The 14,086-nt window shown below is 71.6% G+C and carries 12 protein-coding genes; 9 read left to right on the forward strand and 3 right to left on the reverse strand.

Annotated elements, in window-relative coordinates:
- The first annotated feature begins 116 nt into the window (after nucleotides 1-116).
- The 6 genes from V1634_RS26570 to V1634_RS26595 all read left to right on the forward strand — a co-directional run bounded on the left by V1634_RS26570 (nucleotide 117) and on the right by V1634_RS26595 (nucleotide 6,211).
- On the forward strand, nucleotides 117-1,031 hold the full coding sequence (locus V1634_RS26570; protein ID WP_331210629.1) for a PaaX family transcriptional regulator: 915 nt from the start codon (nucleotides 117-119) through the stop codon (nucleotides 1,029-1,031).
- A 136-nt stretch (nucleotides 1,032-1,167) separates the two neighbouring features.
- Nucleotides 1,168-1,578, forward strand: coding sequence for an acyl-CoA thioesterase (locus V1634_RS26575; RefSeq protein ID WP_331210630.1), 411 nt, complete (start codon nucleotides 1,168-1,170; stop codon nucleotides 1,576-1,578).
- A gap of 24 nt (nucleotides 1,579-1,602) precedes the next feature.
- A complete protein-coding gene (locus tag V1634_RS26580; RefSeq protein ID WP_331210631.1) occupies nucleotides 1,603-3,219 on the forward strand; it encodes a long-chain-fatty-acid--CoA ligase in 1,617 nt (538 codons plus the stop codon).
- 147 nt (nucleotides 3,220-3,366) lie between these two features.
- Entirely contained in the window at nucleotides 3,367-4,194 is an 828-nt protein-coding gene (locus V1634_RS26585) for an SDR family NAD(P)-dependent oxidoreductase (protein WP_331210632.1), read from the forward strand.
- A gap of 44 nt (nucleotides 4,195-4,238) precedes the next feature.
- Nucleotides 4,239-5,417 (forward strand): thiolase family protein, encoded by a 1,179-nt coding sequence (locus V1634_RS26590; protein ID WP_331210633.1) that lies wholly within the window; start codon nucleotides 4,239-4,241, stop codon nucleotides 5,415-5,417.
- Nucleotides 5,417-6,211, forward strand: coding sequence for a MaoC/PaaZ C-terminal domain-containing protein (locus tag V1634_RS26595; protein ID WP_331210634.1), 795 nt, complete (start codon nucleotides 5,417-5,419; stop codon nucleotides 6,209-6,211). Before V1634_RS26590 ends, V1634_RS26595 begins: the two co-directional genes overlap by 1 nt.
- Before the next feature lie 33 nt (nucleotides 6,212-6,244).
- Here the strand turns inward: V1634_RS26595 and V1634_RS26600 are convergent, their stop codons facing one another.
- The gene (locus tag V1634_RS26600) at nucleotides 6,245-7,615 is read right to left on the reverse strand and encodes an extracellular catalytic domain type 1 short-chain-length polyhydroxyalkanoate depolymerase (protein WP_331210715.1); all 1,371 of its coding nucleotides are present in this window, start codon (nucleotides 7,613-7,615) and stop codon (nucleotides 6,245-6,247) included.
- Between the two features lie 846 nt (nucleotides 7,616-8,461).
- Here V1634_RS26600 and V1634_RS26605 point away from each other — a divergent pair.
- The 3 genes from V1634_RS26605 (at nucleotide 8,462) to V1634_RS26615 (ending at nucleotide 11,004) form a co-directional block, all read left to right on the forward strand.
- Entirely contained in the window at nucleotides 8,462-9,745 is a 1,284-nt protein-coding gene (locus V1634_RS26605; protein ID WP_407951862.1) for a cellulose binding domain-containing protein, read from the forward strand.
- Between the two features lie 232 nt (nucleotides 9,746-9,977).
- Nucleotides 9,978-10,199 (forward strand): hypothetical protein, encoded by a 222-nt coding sequence (locus V1634_RS26610; RefSeq protein WP_331210636.1) that lies wholly within the window; start codon nucleotides 9,978-9,980, stop codon nucleotides 10,197-10,199.
- 79 nt (nucleotides 10,200-10,278) lie between these two features.
- The gene (locus tag V1634_RS26615; RefSeq protein ID WP_331210637.1) at nucleotides 10,279-11,004 is read left to right on the forward strand and encodes a hypothetical protein; all 726 of its coding nucleotides are present in this window, start codon (nucleotides 10,279-10,281) and stop codon (nucleotides 11,002-11,004) included.
- Between the two features lie 259 nt (nucleotides 11,005-11,263).
- Here the strand turns inward: V1634_RS26615 and V1634_RS26620 are convergent, their stop codons facing one another.
- Nucleotides 11,264-12,745 (reverse strand): gluconokinase, encoded by a 1,482-nt coding sequence (locus V1634_RS26620; RefSeq protein ID WP_331210638.1) that lies wholly within the window; start codon nucleotides 12,743-12,745, stop codon nucleotides 11,264-11,266.
- Nucleotides 12,746-12,839: 94 nt separating this feature from the next.
- Complete coding sequence (locus V1634_RS26625) at nucleotides 12,840-13,793, reverse strand: cyclase family protein (protein WP_331210639.1); 954 nt, start codon at nucleotides 13,791-13,793, stop codon at nucleotides 12,840-12,842.
- Nucleotides 13,794-14,086: the final 293 nt, after the last annotated feature.

A 14,086-nucleotide genomic window follows, 5' to 3' on the forward strand; every position in this document is an offset into this window, starting at 1 on the left:
ACATTCATGCCTAACGTTCTCGTTCCGAGACGGCGGTCTCTCGGCTCCGCCGGCCCGCGTCGGCCGCCCCGGGCCGACCGGCTGCCGGACGACCCCGAATCTGTAGAGTCGGCCGCATGTCGATGCAGTCCGCGTCGCCCCCGGCCGACCTGCCCCGCGTGCAGGCCGGCGGCAGCCCGCAACACCTGCTGCTGACGTTGCTCGGCGACTACTGGTACGGCCAGCGCGCCCCGCTCCCCTCGGCGGCCCTGGTCGCACTGCTCGGCGAGTTCGGCATCACCGAGGTCAGCGCCCGGGCCGCGCTGAGCAGGCTGGCCCGGCGCGGGTTGCTGGAGCAGTCGAAGTCCGGCCGGCGCACCTCGTACGCCCTCAGCGAGCGGGCCGCCGGGGTGCTCGCCGAGGGGCGGGGCCACATCCTGTCGTTCGGCACCGAGCGGACGTCGTGGAGCGGTCGGTGGACCGTGGCCGCGTTCTCGGTACCCGAGGACGACAGGTCCCGGCGGCACGCCCTGCGTACCCGGCTCGGCTGGCACGGCTTCGCTCCGCTCTACGACGGGCTCTGGGTCTCGCCGCACGAACGGGTCACCGAGGTGACGACGATCCTGTCCGAGCTCGACATCGACCGGGCCACCGTCTTCACGGCCGAGCTTGCCGACGGCGGGCCGACCGGCGGCCATCCGATCCACGCCTGGGACCTGGCCGCCCTGCGCGCCGAATACGAGCGGATCCTCGCCGCGTACGAGCCGGTCCGGCGGCGGTGGCGCACCGGCCGGATCGGCACCGCCGAGGCCCTCGTCGCGCGGACCGCCCTGATGGACGACTGGCGCACCATGCCGAGCCTCGACCCGGAACTGCCGACCGAACTGCTGCCGGCGCGCTGGCCCCGGGCGGCGGCCCGGGCGCTCTTCGTCGAGCTGTACGACGGTCTGACCGGTCTGGCCGAACAACGCGTGGTCCAGGTGGTCGCCGGCCACGACCCCGACCTCGCCGCACTGGTGCGTACCCACACCAGTCGGACCGGCGATGCGTGACACTAGTCTTGACGCTAGGCACGTAGATAGTCAGACTCGGTCCAGGCCCGAGGACGTCGCTCGGTCCGGGCCCGAGTACCTCGGGCCATGTGTTCACACCGGACGACACCAGCTACAGGACCAGCGGGGAGACCGGATGGCCGAGCCAGCGTCGATCGTCGTGCGCCGTCGCCTCGAGTGGTCGGACACCGACCCGGCGGACCGGTGGCACTACGGGGTGGTCCTGCGGTTCGTGGAGAGCGCCGAGAAGGAACTCCAGGACCAGCTCGGCGTCACGGCGGCGGACGCCCGCTGGATGCCCCGGGTGAACCTCACGATCGACTACCTGGCGGCCCTGCACTTCGGCGAGATCGCCGAGACCACCCTGGCGGTGGAGCACGTGGGGCGCGCCTCGCTGCGCTACGCCTTCACGGTGGCCCGGGACGGCACGACACTGGCCCGGGGAACGCTGACGGTGGTGTGGATCGATGCCGACACGGGCCAGAGCAGTCCGTGGCCGGACCGGCTCCGCGCGCTGCTGACCGGGACCGGGGCGGCGGAGGGCTGACGGGTGCGAAGCACCATGGGCTCGATGCCACTCTCCGTCGGGATGATGCTGCGCCGGGCCGCCGCGATGGGCCCGCACGCCCGACTGGTCGGATACACCGAGGCCGGTCGGGCGGAGTGCGGCTGGCCCGAGCTGGCCGGTCGGGCACACCGGCTGGCCAACGCGCTCGCCGCGCTCGGCGTCCGCCCCGGCGACCGGGTCGGCACGTACGCCTGCAACGGGCTGCCGCACCTGGAGCTGTGTTACGGCGTGCCACTGGCCGCAGCGGTGCTGCAACCGCTGAACACCCGCCTGCACCCGGATCAGGTGGCGGCGATCGCCACGCACGCCGAGGACCGGGTGATCTTCGTGACGGCGTCCCTGACCGGACAGTTCGCGCCGATCCGGAGCCGGCTGCCCGGCGTACGGCACTATGTCGTGCTGCCGGACGGCACCGCGGCACACCCGGACTTCGCCGACGCGATCGACTACGAGCGGCTCCTGGCGAGCGCGCCGGAGGACGAGCCGGCGGAGGTGGACGAGTGGAGCGCGGCCTGCCTCTGCTACACCGGCGGCACCACCGGCCGTCCGAAGGGCGTGGTCTACTCGCACCGGTCGCTGACCCTGCACGCGATGAGCGGGCTCTTCGTCGACTCGTTCGCCATCCGGGAACGCGACGTCGTGCTCCCGCTGACCCCACTCTTCCACGCCCTGTCCTGGGGCATGCCGTACTCCGCGGCGCTGGCCGGGGCCGGCCTGGTCCTCGCCGGCGCCGACACCAGCCCGGCCACCGTCGTACGCCTCGTCCGGGAGGAGCGGGTGACGGTCGCGGCGGGGGTGCCGACCTTCTGGCTCGCCGTCGACCAGCTCGGACCGGGCCCGGACGAGCTGGCCAGCCTGGACCGGATCCTCTGTGGCGGCTCGGCGATCCCGCTCGAGCTGATCCAGCGCTATCAGCGGCGCGGTGTCGCCATGCGGCAGGGCTGGGGCATGACCGAGATGTCGCCGTCCGGCAACCTGACCATGGTCCGACGGCATCTGGAGGACCGGCCGGAAGAGTACCGGCAGGCACTGCACGCCACCCAGGGCGTGCCGACCGCCGGGGTGGAGCTGCGGGTGGTCGACCCGGACGGCGTGGTGCTGCCGCACGACGGGCGCTCCGCCGGTGAGATCGAGGTACGCGGGCCGTGGGTCACCGAGTCGTACCACCAGCCGGAGGACGACGCCAACACCGTCCGCTTCCGGGACGGCTGGCTGCGTACCGGCGACATCGGCACCGTCGACGGCGACGGCTATCTTCACCTGCTCGACCGCGCCAAGGATCTGATCAAGTCGGGCGGCGAGTGGATCAGCTCGATCGATCTGGAGAACCATCTCATGGACCATCCGGCGGTGGCCCAGGCCATGGTCATCGCCGTACCGCATCCGATCTGGGGCGAACGGCCCGCCGCGCTCGTCGTCGCCTGCGCCGAGGTCTCCGCCGACACGCTCGCCGCGCACCTGCGGCCCCGGGTGGCGAGCTGGTGGATGCCCGACATCGTCCGGTTCGTCGACGCGCTGCCGACGACGGCGACCGGCAAGTTCGACAAGAGGGCGGCCCGCCGGACCTGGCAGGACGTGTTGGCGGCCGAGTTCGCCTCGACGACGGAAGGACAGCCTTGAGCGAGCGAATCAGCCAGCTCAGTGCAGCGGTGCCGCATCGCGGCACGGAGCGAAGCGGAGTGCCGGCATGAGCGAGCGGAGCGAGCGAATCAGCCAGCTCAGTGCGAATGAGCCTCATGGCGGCACGGAGCGAAGCGGAGTGCCGGCATGAGCGGACTGTTGACGGACCGGGTCGCGGTGGTCACCGGAGCGGCGCGCGGGATCGGCAGGGCGACCGCCGAGCTGCTGGCCGAGCACGGTGCCCGGGTGGTCTGCGCCGACCTGGACGGCGAGGCCCTCGCCCGCACCGTCGGGTCGCTCGACGGTCGCGGGGTCGCGGTCCCGGCCGACCTGACCGTGCCGACGGCGCCGGCCGAGGTCGTCGCCCGCGCGGTCGACGAGTACGGGCGGCTCGACATCGTGGTCAACAACGCCGGCTACACCTGGGACGGCATCTTCCACAAGATGACCGACGAGCAGCTGACCGCCATGCTCGACATCCACCTCACGGCGCCGTTCCGGCTGCTCCGCGCCGCCGCGCCGGTACTGCGCGAGGCCGCCAAGCGCGACGCTGCCGAGGGCCGCGAGATCTTCCGCAAGGTGGTCAACGTGACCTCGATCGCCGGCACCATGGGCAACGTCGGCCAGGCCAACTACGCCGCCGCCAAGGCGGCCCTGATCGGCCTCACCAGGACGCTCGCCAAGGAGTGGGGCCCGCTGAGGATCAACGTCAACGCGGTGGCGTTCGGCTTCGTGCAGACCCGGTTGACCGCCGACGCCAGCGAGGCCGGCACCTTCGACCACGGCGACCACCGGATCCCGCTGGGCATCCCCGGCGCCGTCCGGGAACAGGCCGCGGCGCGCATCCCGCTGGGCCGGCCCGCCACCCCGGCGGAGGCGGCCGGCGGCATCTTCCTGCTCTGCTCGCCGTGGTCGAATTTCGTCCACGGCCAGGTGCTCACCGTCGCCGGTGGGCAGGCCGAAGGGATGACCTGAATGCGATCTGCCAGGCAGCCCGCCGGCCTCGCCAGGAGCCGGTGATGCGGCTCTCCGACGTGGCGATCCCGGTCAACCTGGTCTGGTCCTCGCCGTTCTGCCGCTGGCAGGGTCCGCTCGCCGAGATGTCCAGTGTGGACCTCGCGGTCGACGTGACCGGCCGGGCGCTGGACAGGGGCGGCATCCCGACCTCCGAGATCAGCCAGGTCGTCTTCGGCAGCACCGTGCCACAGCCGGCATCCTTCTACGGCGCCACCACCATCACCCCCCGGCTCGGGCTCGACACCGTCACCGGTCCGACCATCGCCCAAGCCTGCGCGACCTCGGTGGCGGTGGTGCAGGCCGCCGCCGTCCAGGTCGAACTCGGCGCCCACCGCACCGTACTCGCGCTGGCGTCCGACCGGACCAGCAACGGGCCGCTGCTGGTCTGGTCGGCCCAGCGCAGCCCGGGCGCGGCGCCACTAACCGAGCACTGGGTACTGGACCCGATGCGGCACGACCCGAACACCGGTCAGTCCATGCTCGACACCGCCGAGCACGTCGCCGCCGAGGAGGGCTACTCCCGTGCCGAGCTCGACGCCCTCACGCTGCTGCGCCACGAGCAGTACCGGTCATCCGCCGCCCTGCGCCCCGGCCACCTGGTGGAGGTGCACGTGCCCGGCCGACGCGGCAGCGTCGTGGTCGACGACGACCACGGCGTGCACGACACCACGGCCGACGGCCTCGCCGCGCTCTCCCCGGTCAGGCCGGACGGCGTCGTGACGTACGGGTCGCAGACCCATCCCGGCGACGGTACCGCCGCGGCGCTGCTCAGTACGGTCGACCGGGCCCGCGAACTCGGCGGCGGTACCGGCGTCGCCCGACTGCTCGCGATCGGTTTCGCCCGTACCGACCGGGCCCGGATGCCCAGGGCGCCACTGCCGGCGGCCCGCGCCGCGCTCACCGACGCCGGCCTCGACATCACCGGCATCGACGTGGTGACCACGCACAACCCGTTCGCCGTCAACGACCTCTACTTCGCCCGGCAGACCGGCTTCGCGCTGGACCGGATGAACCCGTACGGCTGCAGCCTGGTCTACGGGCACCCGCAGGGGCCGACCGGCCTGCGTGCGATCACCGAACTCGTCGCCGCGCTGCGCGCCCGGGGCGGCGGGCGCGGCCTCTTCACCGGGTGCGCGGCCGGCGACACCGCCGCCGCCGTGGTACTGGAGGTGACCGACTGATGTCGTTCGACGGCTCCGTCGTCGGCCGCTGGAGCGAGCCACGCCCGTTCGATGTCACCCCGGCCGGCGTGGCTGCCTACGCCGACGCCGTCGGCGGACCTTCCCCGGTCTACGCCGTGGTCCCCGCCATGGATCTGGTCTTCGCGGTCGCGGGCACCGCCGCCCCGCCCGAGCTGCGCGCCAGGGTCGTGCACGGCCAGCAGGACATCCTCTTCCACCGCCGGCTTCCGGTCGGCGAGACGGTCACCGTCCGCGCCGCCGTGCTAGGGCTGCACGGCAAGCGCAGCGGCACAGTCGCCACCATCGGGGTGCAGACGTACGACGGCCACGGCGTGCTCCTGAACGAGCAGTACGTCACCGAGTTCTACCGGGGCGTCCCGACCGACCTGCGACTGGGCACCCCCTCCCCCACCCTGCCGGCCGATGCGCACGGCGGCCCGCCGCTGCGTACCGGGACCGCACCCCTGCCGCTCGACCTGCCACGCCGCTACGCCGAGGCCTCCGGTGACCACAACCCGATCCACCTCGACGACGAGTTCGCCCGTGCCGCCGGGCTGCCCGGCGTCATCGTGCACGGTCTGGCCAGTCTCGCCATCGCCAGCCACACCGTGCTCGCCGACGGCGCCGAGCCGGCGCGGCTGAGCTGCCGCTTCACCCGGCCGATCGCACCCGGCGACAATCTCACCACCCGGGTCTGGGCAGACGGTGCCGGATACCGGTTCGAGAGCGTGGACCAGGCCGGTGCCGTGGTACTCGGCACCGGCCTGGTCGAACTCGCTCGACCCGTCATCTGACAGTGGGGGTTGCCGTCGATGCCGCGTGTGCGGTCATTGACTGCACGCCGCTCCGTTGAGGGTGAACTGACTCGGCGCCTGGTTCGCTCCGCTGTAGGTGCCCTGGACGCCGAACGTGACGCTCGCCGCGGCCCCGATCGTGCCGTTGTACGAGACGTTGCGAGCCGTCACCTGCGCCCCGGACTGGTTGACCGTGGCGTTCCAGGCGTTGGTCACCTGCTGGTTGCCGGGCCAGCTCCACTGCACGGTCCAGCCGTTGACGGCGGTGCTCGAAGTGTTGGTGACCGTCACGCTGGCGGTGAAGCCGCCGGTCCAGCTGTTGGCCGTGTAGCCGACCCGGCAGGCCCCTGTCGACGGTGGCGGGGTGGTCGTCGACGGTGGCGGGGTGGTCGTCGGTGGCACGGTCGGCGGGGTCGTGGGCGTACCGGTGGTCGGGTTCGGGGTCGGCGTGCCACCGGCGAGGCCGAAGAACTGCACCGCCGCCTGCGCCATCCCGCTCATCGGCAGGCTGTGACCGGCGCCGTTGACACTGATCGCCTCGATCAGCGTGACGCCGCCGCTGGTCCAGCGCCGCCTGTTCCAGTTCGCCTGCGGCGTGTCCGTGGAGGTCGGGGTGAGGCTCAGACCGTGCACGTTGGTCCACTGGTCGACCGCCTCCTGGAGCAGCTGGAACGGCACGAGGGTGTCGTTCGTGCCGTGCCACAACTGGATACGCGGGCGGGCACCGTTGTAACCGGGGTACGCCTGGCGGACGGCGTCACCCCACTGCTGGGGTGTACGGTCCATCCGCCCGTTGACGCACTGGCTGTTCTGCGGTGGGAAGTCGGCAGCGTTCGCGAAGCAGTTGAACGGCACGCCCATGAACGCCGCGCCCGCCTTGAAGACGTCCGGATAGAGCGCGAGCATGGCGTTCGTCATCATGCCGCCCGAGGAACTGCCCGTCGCGAAGACGCGGTTCGGGTCACCGCCGTACTGCCGTTGGACGTACGTCACCATCGACATGATCGACACCGGGTCGCTACCGCCGCCCCGGCGCTTGGACGCCGCCGACCAGACGTCGAAGCAGTTGCCGAAGCCCGCCTGCTGGGTCGCGGTCGGGTAGATCACGATGAACCCGTACCGATCGGCCTGCGAGGCGAACTCGCTGCCGGAGTAGAAGCCCGGACCCGAACCGCCGCAGCCGTGCATCGCCACCACGATCGCCGGATTGGCGGGACGGGAGTCCGGGACGTAGACGTGCATCCGCATGCCGCCCGGGTTGTCACCGAAGCTGCCCACCTCGACCAGGGAGGCCGCCCTGGCCGGTGGAGCGAGCATGATCCCGGCGGTCGCCGCCAGCGCCGTGGAAGCCAACGCGACGAGTGCCACCCGGACTCGGCGGCGAACCCTTTCATTGATAGACATCATTGCAGCAAGCTAGCAACTTGGCTGACGGTCGTCAATAAAATGTCTTGGAGTGATGCTCGACCGGTCCGCGGCCACCCCCGAGCGGGACGGCGGACACCGGCACTTCACCTGCCCGCCCGCGCTGAGGCTGCCCCGACGTGCGGCCGACACCCCGGGCAGGCACCGCCCGGGGTGGGATCGGGTACCCGAGAGCAGGTGCCACCAACCCGCTCCACGCGGTCTCGCGGCGAAGGGAGCCCGTCGGAGAGCGGCCCGGCGCCGCCGAGCACGGTTCGGCCGGGGCGGTGGGGCTGGTAGGCGGCGGTCAGACTCCGCAGCGGCGACGCCGTGGCGAGCGCGCCACCGGACCGGAAACGAACCGCAGCCGACGACATCGCGCCGACGGTTGGGCAGACGACCGGGCTCGTCCGGCTGATCCGGAACGTTGGATCACTTTGCCAGCCTCGCCGGAGCCAGCGGCTGGGTTTCGGTCTCCACTGCCCATATCCAAACGCTCAACATATCGATTGACGACCGTCACGATGGCTCCTATATTGACAAGAGTCACTGTTAGTGGACACGTGGCAGGTGGGGACGACGGGGTCGGTGCATGCCGACCCCGTCGCGCAGAAGGCGGCCGTTGGCGGTCACGCGCCGGCGACCCCGGCCACTTCGCCGCAACGGGCGCTCACCGAGGCGACCGATCCGCTCGTGACCGTACGGCCGCGGCGACCGGTACGCACCCCACGGCCGCACTGGCCCCGGTCAGTCGACGTGCCCGCGCGCCGCCACGGTGAGAATGCAACTGGAGGAGGAAGTGTGTTTGAGAGAGCAGCTCGCCGAGGTCGCTCGACAATCTTGTCGCTGTCGGGGGCCGTGGCCGCCGCAGGCGTCGCGGTACTGGTAGCGACCGCGCTGCCGTCGGGTGCGGCCGCGCCCAGAGCGGCGGAGGGAGCCGCGCCGGACACCGGCGTCGGCGTCCTCGCGGCCACCGCCGGGTGCGGTCGGGCACCGACGCTGACCAACGGCACCCATTCGATACAGAGCGGCGGGAAGACCCGCAGTTTCGTCCTGAGGATCCCCGACAACTACGACAACAACCGCCCCTACCGGCTGGTGTTCGGATTCCACTGGTTGAACGGCAACGCCAACTCCGTCGTCAGCCAGGGCTACTACGGACTGCTGCCGCTGTCGAACAACAGCACCATCTTCGTCGCCCCGGAAGGCCTCAACAACGGCTGGGCCAACTCCGGCGGCGAGGACGTGACCTTCACCGACAACATGATCCAGACGATCGGAAACGCTCTCTGCGTCGACACGACCCAGCTGTTCTCCCTGGGATTCAGCTACGGCGGCGGGATGAGCTACGCCCTGGCCTGTGCCCGGGCAGAGACCTTCCGCGCGGTCGCGATCTACTCGGGTGGCGTGATCAGCGGGTGCAACGGCGGGAACCAGCCCATCGCCTACCTTCAGGCGCACGGGCTCAGTGACAACGTACTCAGCATCTCCGGCGGACGAGCGATGCGTGACAGGTTCGTCAGGAACAACGGCTGCACGGCGGCAAGTCCGCCCGAGCCGGCGCAGGGCAGCGGGAGGCACACCGAATACCACTACTCCGGCTGCTCGGCCGGGCACCCGGTCGCCTGGTACGCGTTCGACGGCGGTCACACCCCCACACCGCAGGACGCCGGCTCCAACACGGCCTGGCTCCCCCAGGAGACGTGGGCGTTCTTCACACAGTTCCAGGGGACGCCGACGCCGGGACCGACCACTCCGACATCGGGGCCGACCCCACCGACACCGGGACCGACCACCCCGACGCCCTCCACCGGCGCCTGCCGAGTCACCAGCACCGTGAACGCGTGGAGCACAGGCCTGACCGCGAGCATCACCATCACCAACACCGGCACGAGCGTGGTCGACGGCTGGTCCCTCGTCTTCACCCTACCGAGCGGCCAGACGATCACCTCCAGCTGGAACGCCAGCTACTCGCCGGCCTCCGGCCAGGTGACGGCCAGGAACGTCTCCTACAACGCCACGATCGCGCGCGACGCGTCGGTCAGCTTCGGCTTCCAAGCCACCCACACCGGCAACACGGCCAGACCGACCTCGTTCACCCTCAACGGCGCGGCCTGCGCCCTCGCCTGACCGTCTCCGGCAGACCTGGGGGTGGAGCCTCGACCCGGCTCCGCCCCCGGGCCCTGCCACCCGCCGCGGATCCGCAGAGCCGGCAGGCCGGCACGAGGTGCTGGCCGACGGCGTACCGCAGGTGGCCTGGGATCTGTCGATGGGTGCGCGGCGGGCAAGCTGGGGTGGCAATCAGGCTCGTCGCGCCCGGTGATGGCGCGACCGGTGACGGCGCGACCGGTATTCTCCCCGGATGGCTGGCAGCTCGCTCATCGCCTGGCTGGTCGACTCCGACCCGGCCCTGCGCTGGCAGGTCGAGCGGGACCTCCTCCGCCTGCCGGCAGAGGTGTGGGCGGCCACCAGGGCGCGGGTCGCGACCCATGGGTACGGCGCGCGGCTGCTCGCGCTCCAGGACCCCGACGGGCAGTGGGCGGGGGGCGTTCTTCCCCGGCGGCTTCGACTTCGACGACCCTGAGGCGCAGCAGGGCGCCCAGCCGTGGACAGCGACCACATGGACGCTGAATTCACTGCGCGAGTGGGGGCTCGACGCGGGTGTGCTCGCCGACACGGCGTCGCGGCTCGCGGCAAACAGTCGTTGGGAGTACGACGGCCTGCCCTACTGGGGCGGCGAGGTGGACTGTTGCATCAACTCGTGGACGCTGTCCAACGGGCTCTGGCTCGGCGCCGATGTCGACGGCCTCGTCGACTGGTTCCTCGCCCACCGGCTGGCCGACGGCGGGTGGAACTGCGAGTGGGTGCAGGGCGCGACGAGGTCCTCGTTCCACTCCACTCTGAACGTCCTGAAGGGGTTACTGGATTACGAGCGGGTCACCGGCGACAGTGCGCGGGCGAGTGACGCGCGACGCGGCGGGGAGGAGTATCTGCTCACGCGCGGGCTGTACCGCAGGCTGTCGACAGGCGAGCCGGTCGGCCCTTGGGCGCTGCGATTGGCGTACCCGTTCCTCTGGTTCTACAGCGTACTGAACGCTGCGGACTACTTTCGCGCTGCCGCGCTCCACGACGGCACCGCCCCCGACGAACGCATGGCGGAGGCGATTGCGCGGCTCCGTGTTGCCCGCCAGCCCGACGGCACGTGGTTGCAGGAACGGCGGCATCCGGGCCAGGTGTGGTTCGAGGTCGATGTCCCGGCAGGGCAGCCGTCGAAGTGGCTGACATTCTTCGCGGCCAGAGTGCTCGGGTGGTGGGACGACCTCGGGCCCGCCGGTCCCGGTCCGGCCGAGCACGATTCCGTCCGGGAGCCGAACACGGAGCCGGCCTGAATCCACCGATCTGCTCGGTGGGTGTCGTCGCCCGTGTTTCGGACAGGCAGGTGCGGCCGCAGCGCCGATCGTCGCCGTGGCCGGGAGGTGTGCCGCCACGCGTTCAACGCGGCGGCGAATGGGGCCACGGCGGCGACGTCCTCGGCTGAACCGTGGTGGCCATTGGCACGCAGGACACGTTCAGGCGCATGACCGGTATCGCAGCGCCGGCAGGACGACCTGGCTCCGTGCCGGGCGCGAGGAAAGGGCACCGGGTCCCTCAGCCGCGCACGAGCGCGTCGTACGCCTTGGCGAACCGCGCCCGCCGTCCCGCGTAGTGCTCGCCGTACGCGGGCCGAGGCTCGTAGGTCGCCCCGGTGGCCCGGGGCGCGCGCGGGACGTCCGGTGCCAGCACGTCGAGCGCGAGCAGCGCCGTGCCACGCTGCGTGGCGCGCCGCCGGGTCACGTGCGTGACGGGCCGGCCGAGCACGTCCGCGAGGATCTGGAGCCATTCGGGGTGGTCGTTGCTGACCCGTCCCGCCGCCGCGACCTCCAGGACCTGCGGGGCGGCCAGGTGCAGTTCGTCGGCGACGCGCGCGTAGGTCATGGCCACGCCCTCGACGATCCCCCGGAACAGGGAGTCCGCATCCGTGGCCGCCGACACCCCGTCGAGCACGGCGCGCGCCCCGCCGACCCAGCCCGGCGCACGCTCACCGGTGAGGTACGGCAGCACCAGCGGCGTGGCATCGCTCGGCGGCGCGGTGAGGGCGGGCGCGAGCGCCGGGCCGAGGCGCAACGTGCTCTGTGCCCAACTGACGGCACGACCGACATCGTTGATCGCCCCGCCGAGCAGCGTGTGTCCCGCGTCGACCCGGTAGTTCCACAGCCCGAACGGTAGCGGATCGGCCGGGCCGTCGAGCAGCACCCGCAGCGCACCGCTGGTGGCTGTCGACGCGGTGAGCACCGTGGCGTCGGTCGCCCCCGACCCGATGTTGCTGGCGAGGCCGTCGGTGATGACGGGGAACCACGCGGCCCGCGCGAGGGCGGGCCAGCGCGCCGACGACACCGAAGTTGCCGGCTCGGTCATGTCGCGCGGCGGGGAAAGCTGCTCGGGGCCGATACCCGCGGCAGCGAGCAGTTCGGCGTCGAACTCGCCGGTGTGACGGTCGAGCAGGCCGGTCCAGGCCACGGTGGACGTTCCGGCGAGCGGGTGCCCGACCAGCCGAGCCAGGACGTACTCGCCCAGCGACCACCAGACCGCGGCCCCTGCGACGACGCGCGGCTGCGCGGCCGCGAGCCAACGCAGGCGCGGGGCGTGGTAGCTCGTGTGCAGGCGGGTGCCGGTGCGCTGCTGTACTGCCTGCTCGTCGAGCTCGTTCCGCAACACCGCGACCGCGTCGGCGCTGCGGGAGTCGGCGTAGGTCAGGCACGGCGTCAGCGCGCGTCCGGCCGCGTCGACCGCGATCAGCGAGGCGGCGAAGGTGTCCATCGCGACCCCGGCGATGCGGGTCCCCAGCCGCGGATCCCCGGTTACCGCGTCGAGAACCTGCTCGATTTCTGTGGTCACCTGGTCGGGGTCGATGACCGAGGTGCCGTCAGGCGCGACAGTGAAGGCGTGCGGCACCTTGTGCTGCAGGCCGTGGACCCGCCGGCCCGACGCGTCCTGCACGCCACCACGGGTGGCGGTGGACCCGACGTCCAGCGCGAGCACCAGCGGGTCCGACGCCGAGTCGAGGGCGACGTCATCGTCGGTACGGGTCATCGCAGTCCTCGTCACTGGCGGCGCGGTCTCCGGCGAGCCTAGCCAACCCTAGCCTGGACGCCCAGCGTGGCCGGGCACGACCTGCCCGCCGTGGTCAGAATGTGGCGATCGGGTTGACCGGGCTGCCGGACGTACCGGCGAAACGGACCGGCGCGACCGTCAGGTGGAAGTCCCACTGGGCGAGTTCGGCAGCCGTCGCCGCGCACGCCTCCAGGTCGCAGTTGTCGAGCAGCCACAGACCCATCGCAACGAGACTCACGGCGTGCACCGGCATCAACACGTCCTCGTACCCCGACGGCTGAACGTCCTGAGGGGTGTCGGCACCGATCAGCGCGACCTCCCGGTCATGCAACCACGGCAGGCAGGACGCGTGCCAGCCAGCCTGCGTGAGACCGCCGGCCGCACCGGCCTCGTGCCGAGCCCGGCCATAGCCGGTCCGCAGGAGTACCGCATCGCCGGACCGCACCCGCACACCCTGACGACGCTCAGCCTCCTCAAGATCGTCAGGAGACACACCCTGCCCCGGTTCCAACCACGGCACACCGCGGACCCTCGCAACGTCCAGCAGGACACCACGCGTGATGATCCCGTCCGCCGCCGCCGTTACGGCCCCCCACGCCGATCCCGCTGTCGCGTCGACCAACGAGTGCGACCGCCCGTTGTACATCGTGCCGTCCCAGAAAATGTGACACGGCGAGTCGACGTGCGTGAGGGTGTTGCCGTGAAACGAGATACCGAGCCGCTCGGACGAGAACCCCCAGCGCCGATCGGCGTGGAAGGCGGTCGGCATGTTCTCGGCACCCGGCATGTCGGCGGCGCACGGGCACGTCGTCGTCGACCGCTCCATGTCCTCCGGTGCGGCAACCTCCCATGCGCACGACACGCTCCTGCCATGCCGCACGGCCCGCGCCGCCGCCAGCCGGACGTCGTCGGTGATGTGGTTCAGAGTCCCGCGCTCGTCGTCGTCACCCCACCGTCCCCAGTTCGACAACGCGTCGAAATACCCGAGCACGTCGTCCCGGGTGGGCATCGGGCGCCCTGCGGTCATTCCCGCATCGACTCCTCCGGTCACGCGGTTCCAGGCACCGCAGGAAGATATCGCGCACTCTTCCCATGCCAGGCCCCGCTGAAATGGCCTGACACTACATCAGGCAGCAGCAGTCAACCGGTCAGAAGGTTGACTACGGCGTTCCCGCAGGTCAAACGTTTTCTGATCTTGCTCGCCCAAGGGATTCGAGCCGCTGACCTTCTGATCCGTAGTGGGCCGCGGGACAAGCGGCAGGTGACTCCACTAACCGTGACCGCCCACCCGGCGGGACAGGACCGCCTCCGCCAGGATCA

Source organism: Plantactinospora veratri, from assembly GCF_036421995.1.
Taxonomy (GTDB): Bacteria; Actinomycetota; Actinomycetes; order Mycobacteriales; family Micromonosporaceae; genus Plantactinospora; species Plantactinospora veratri.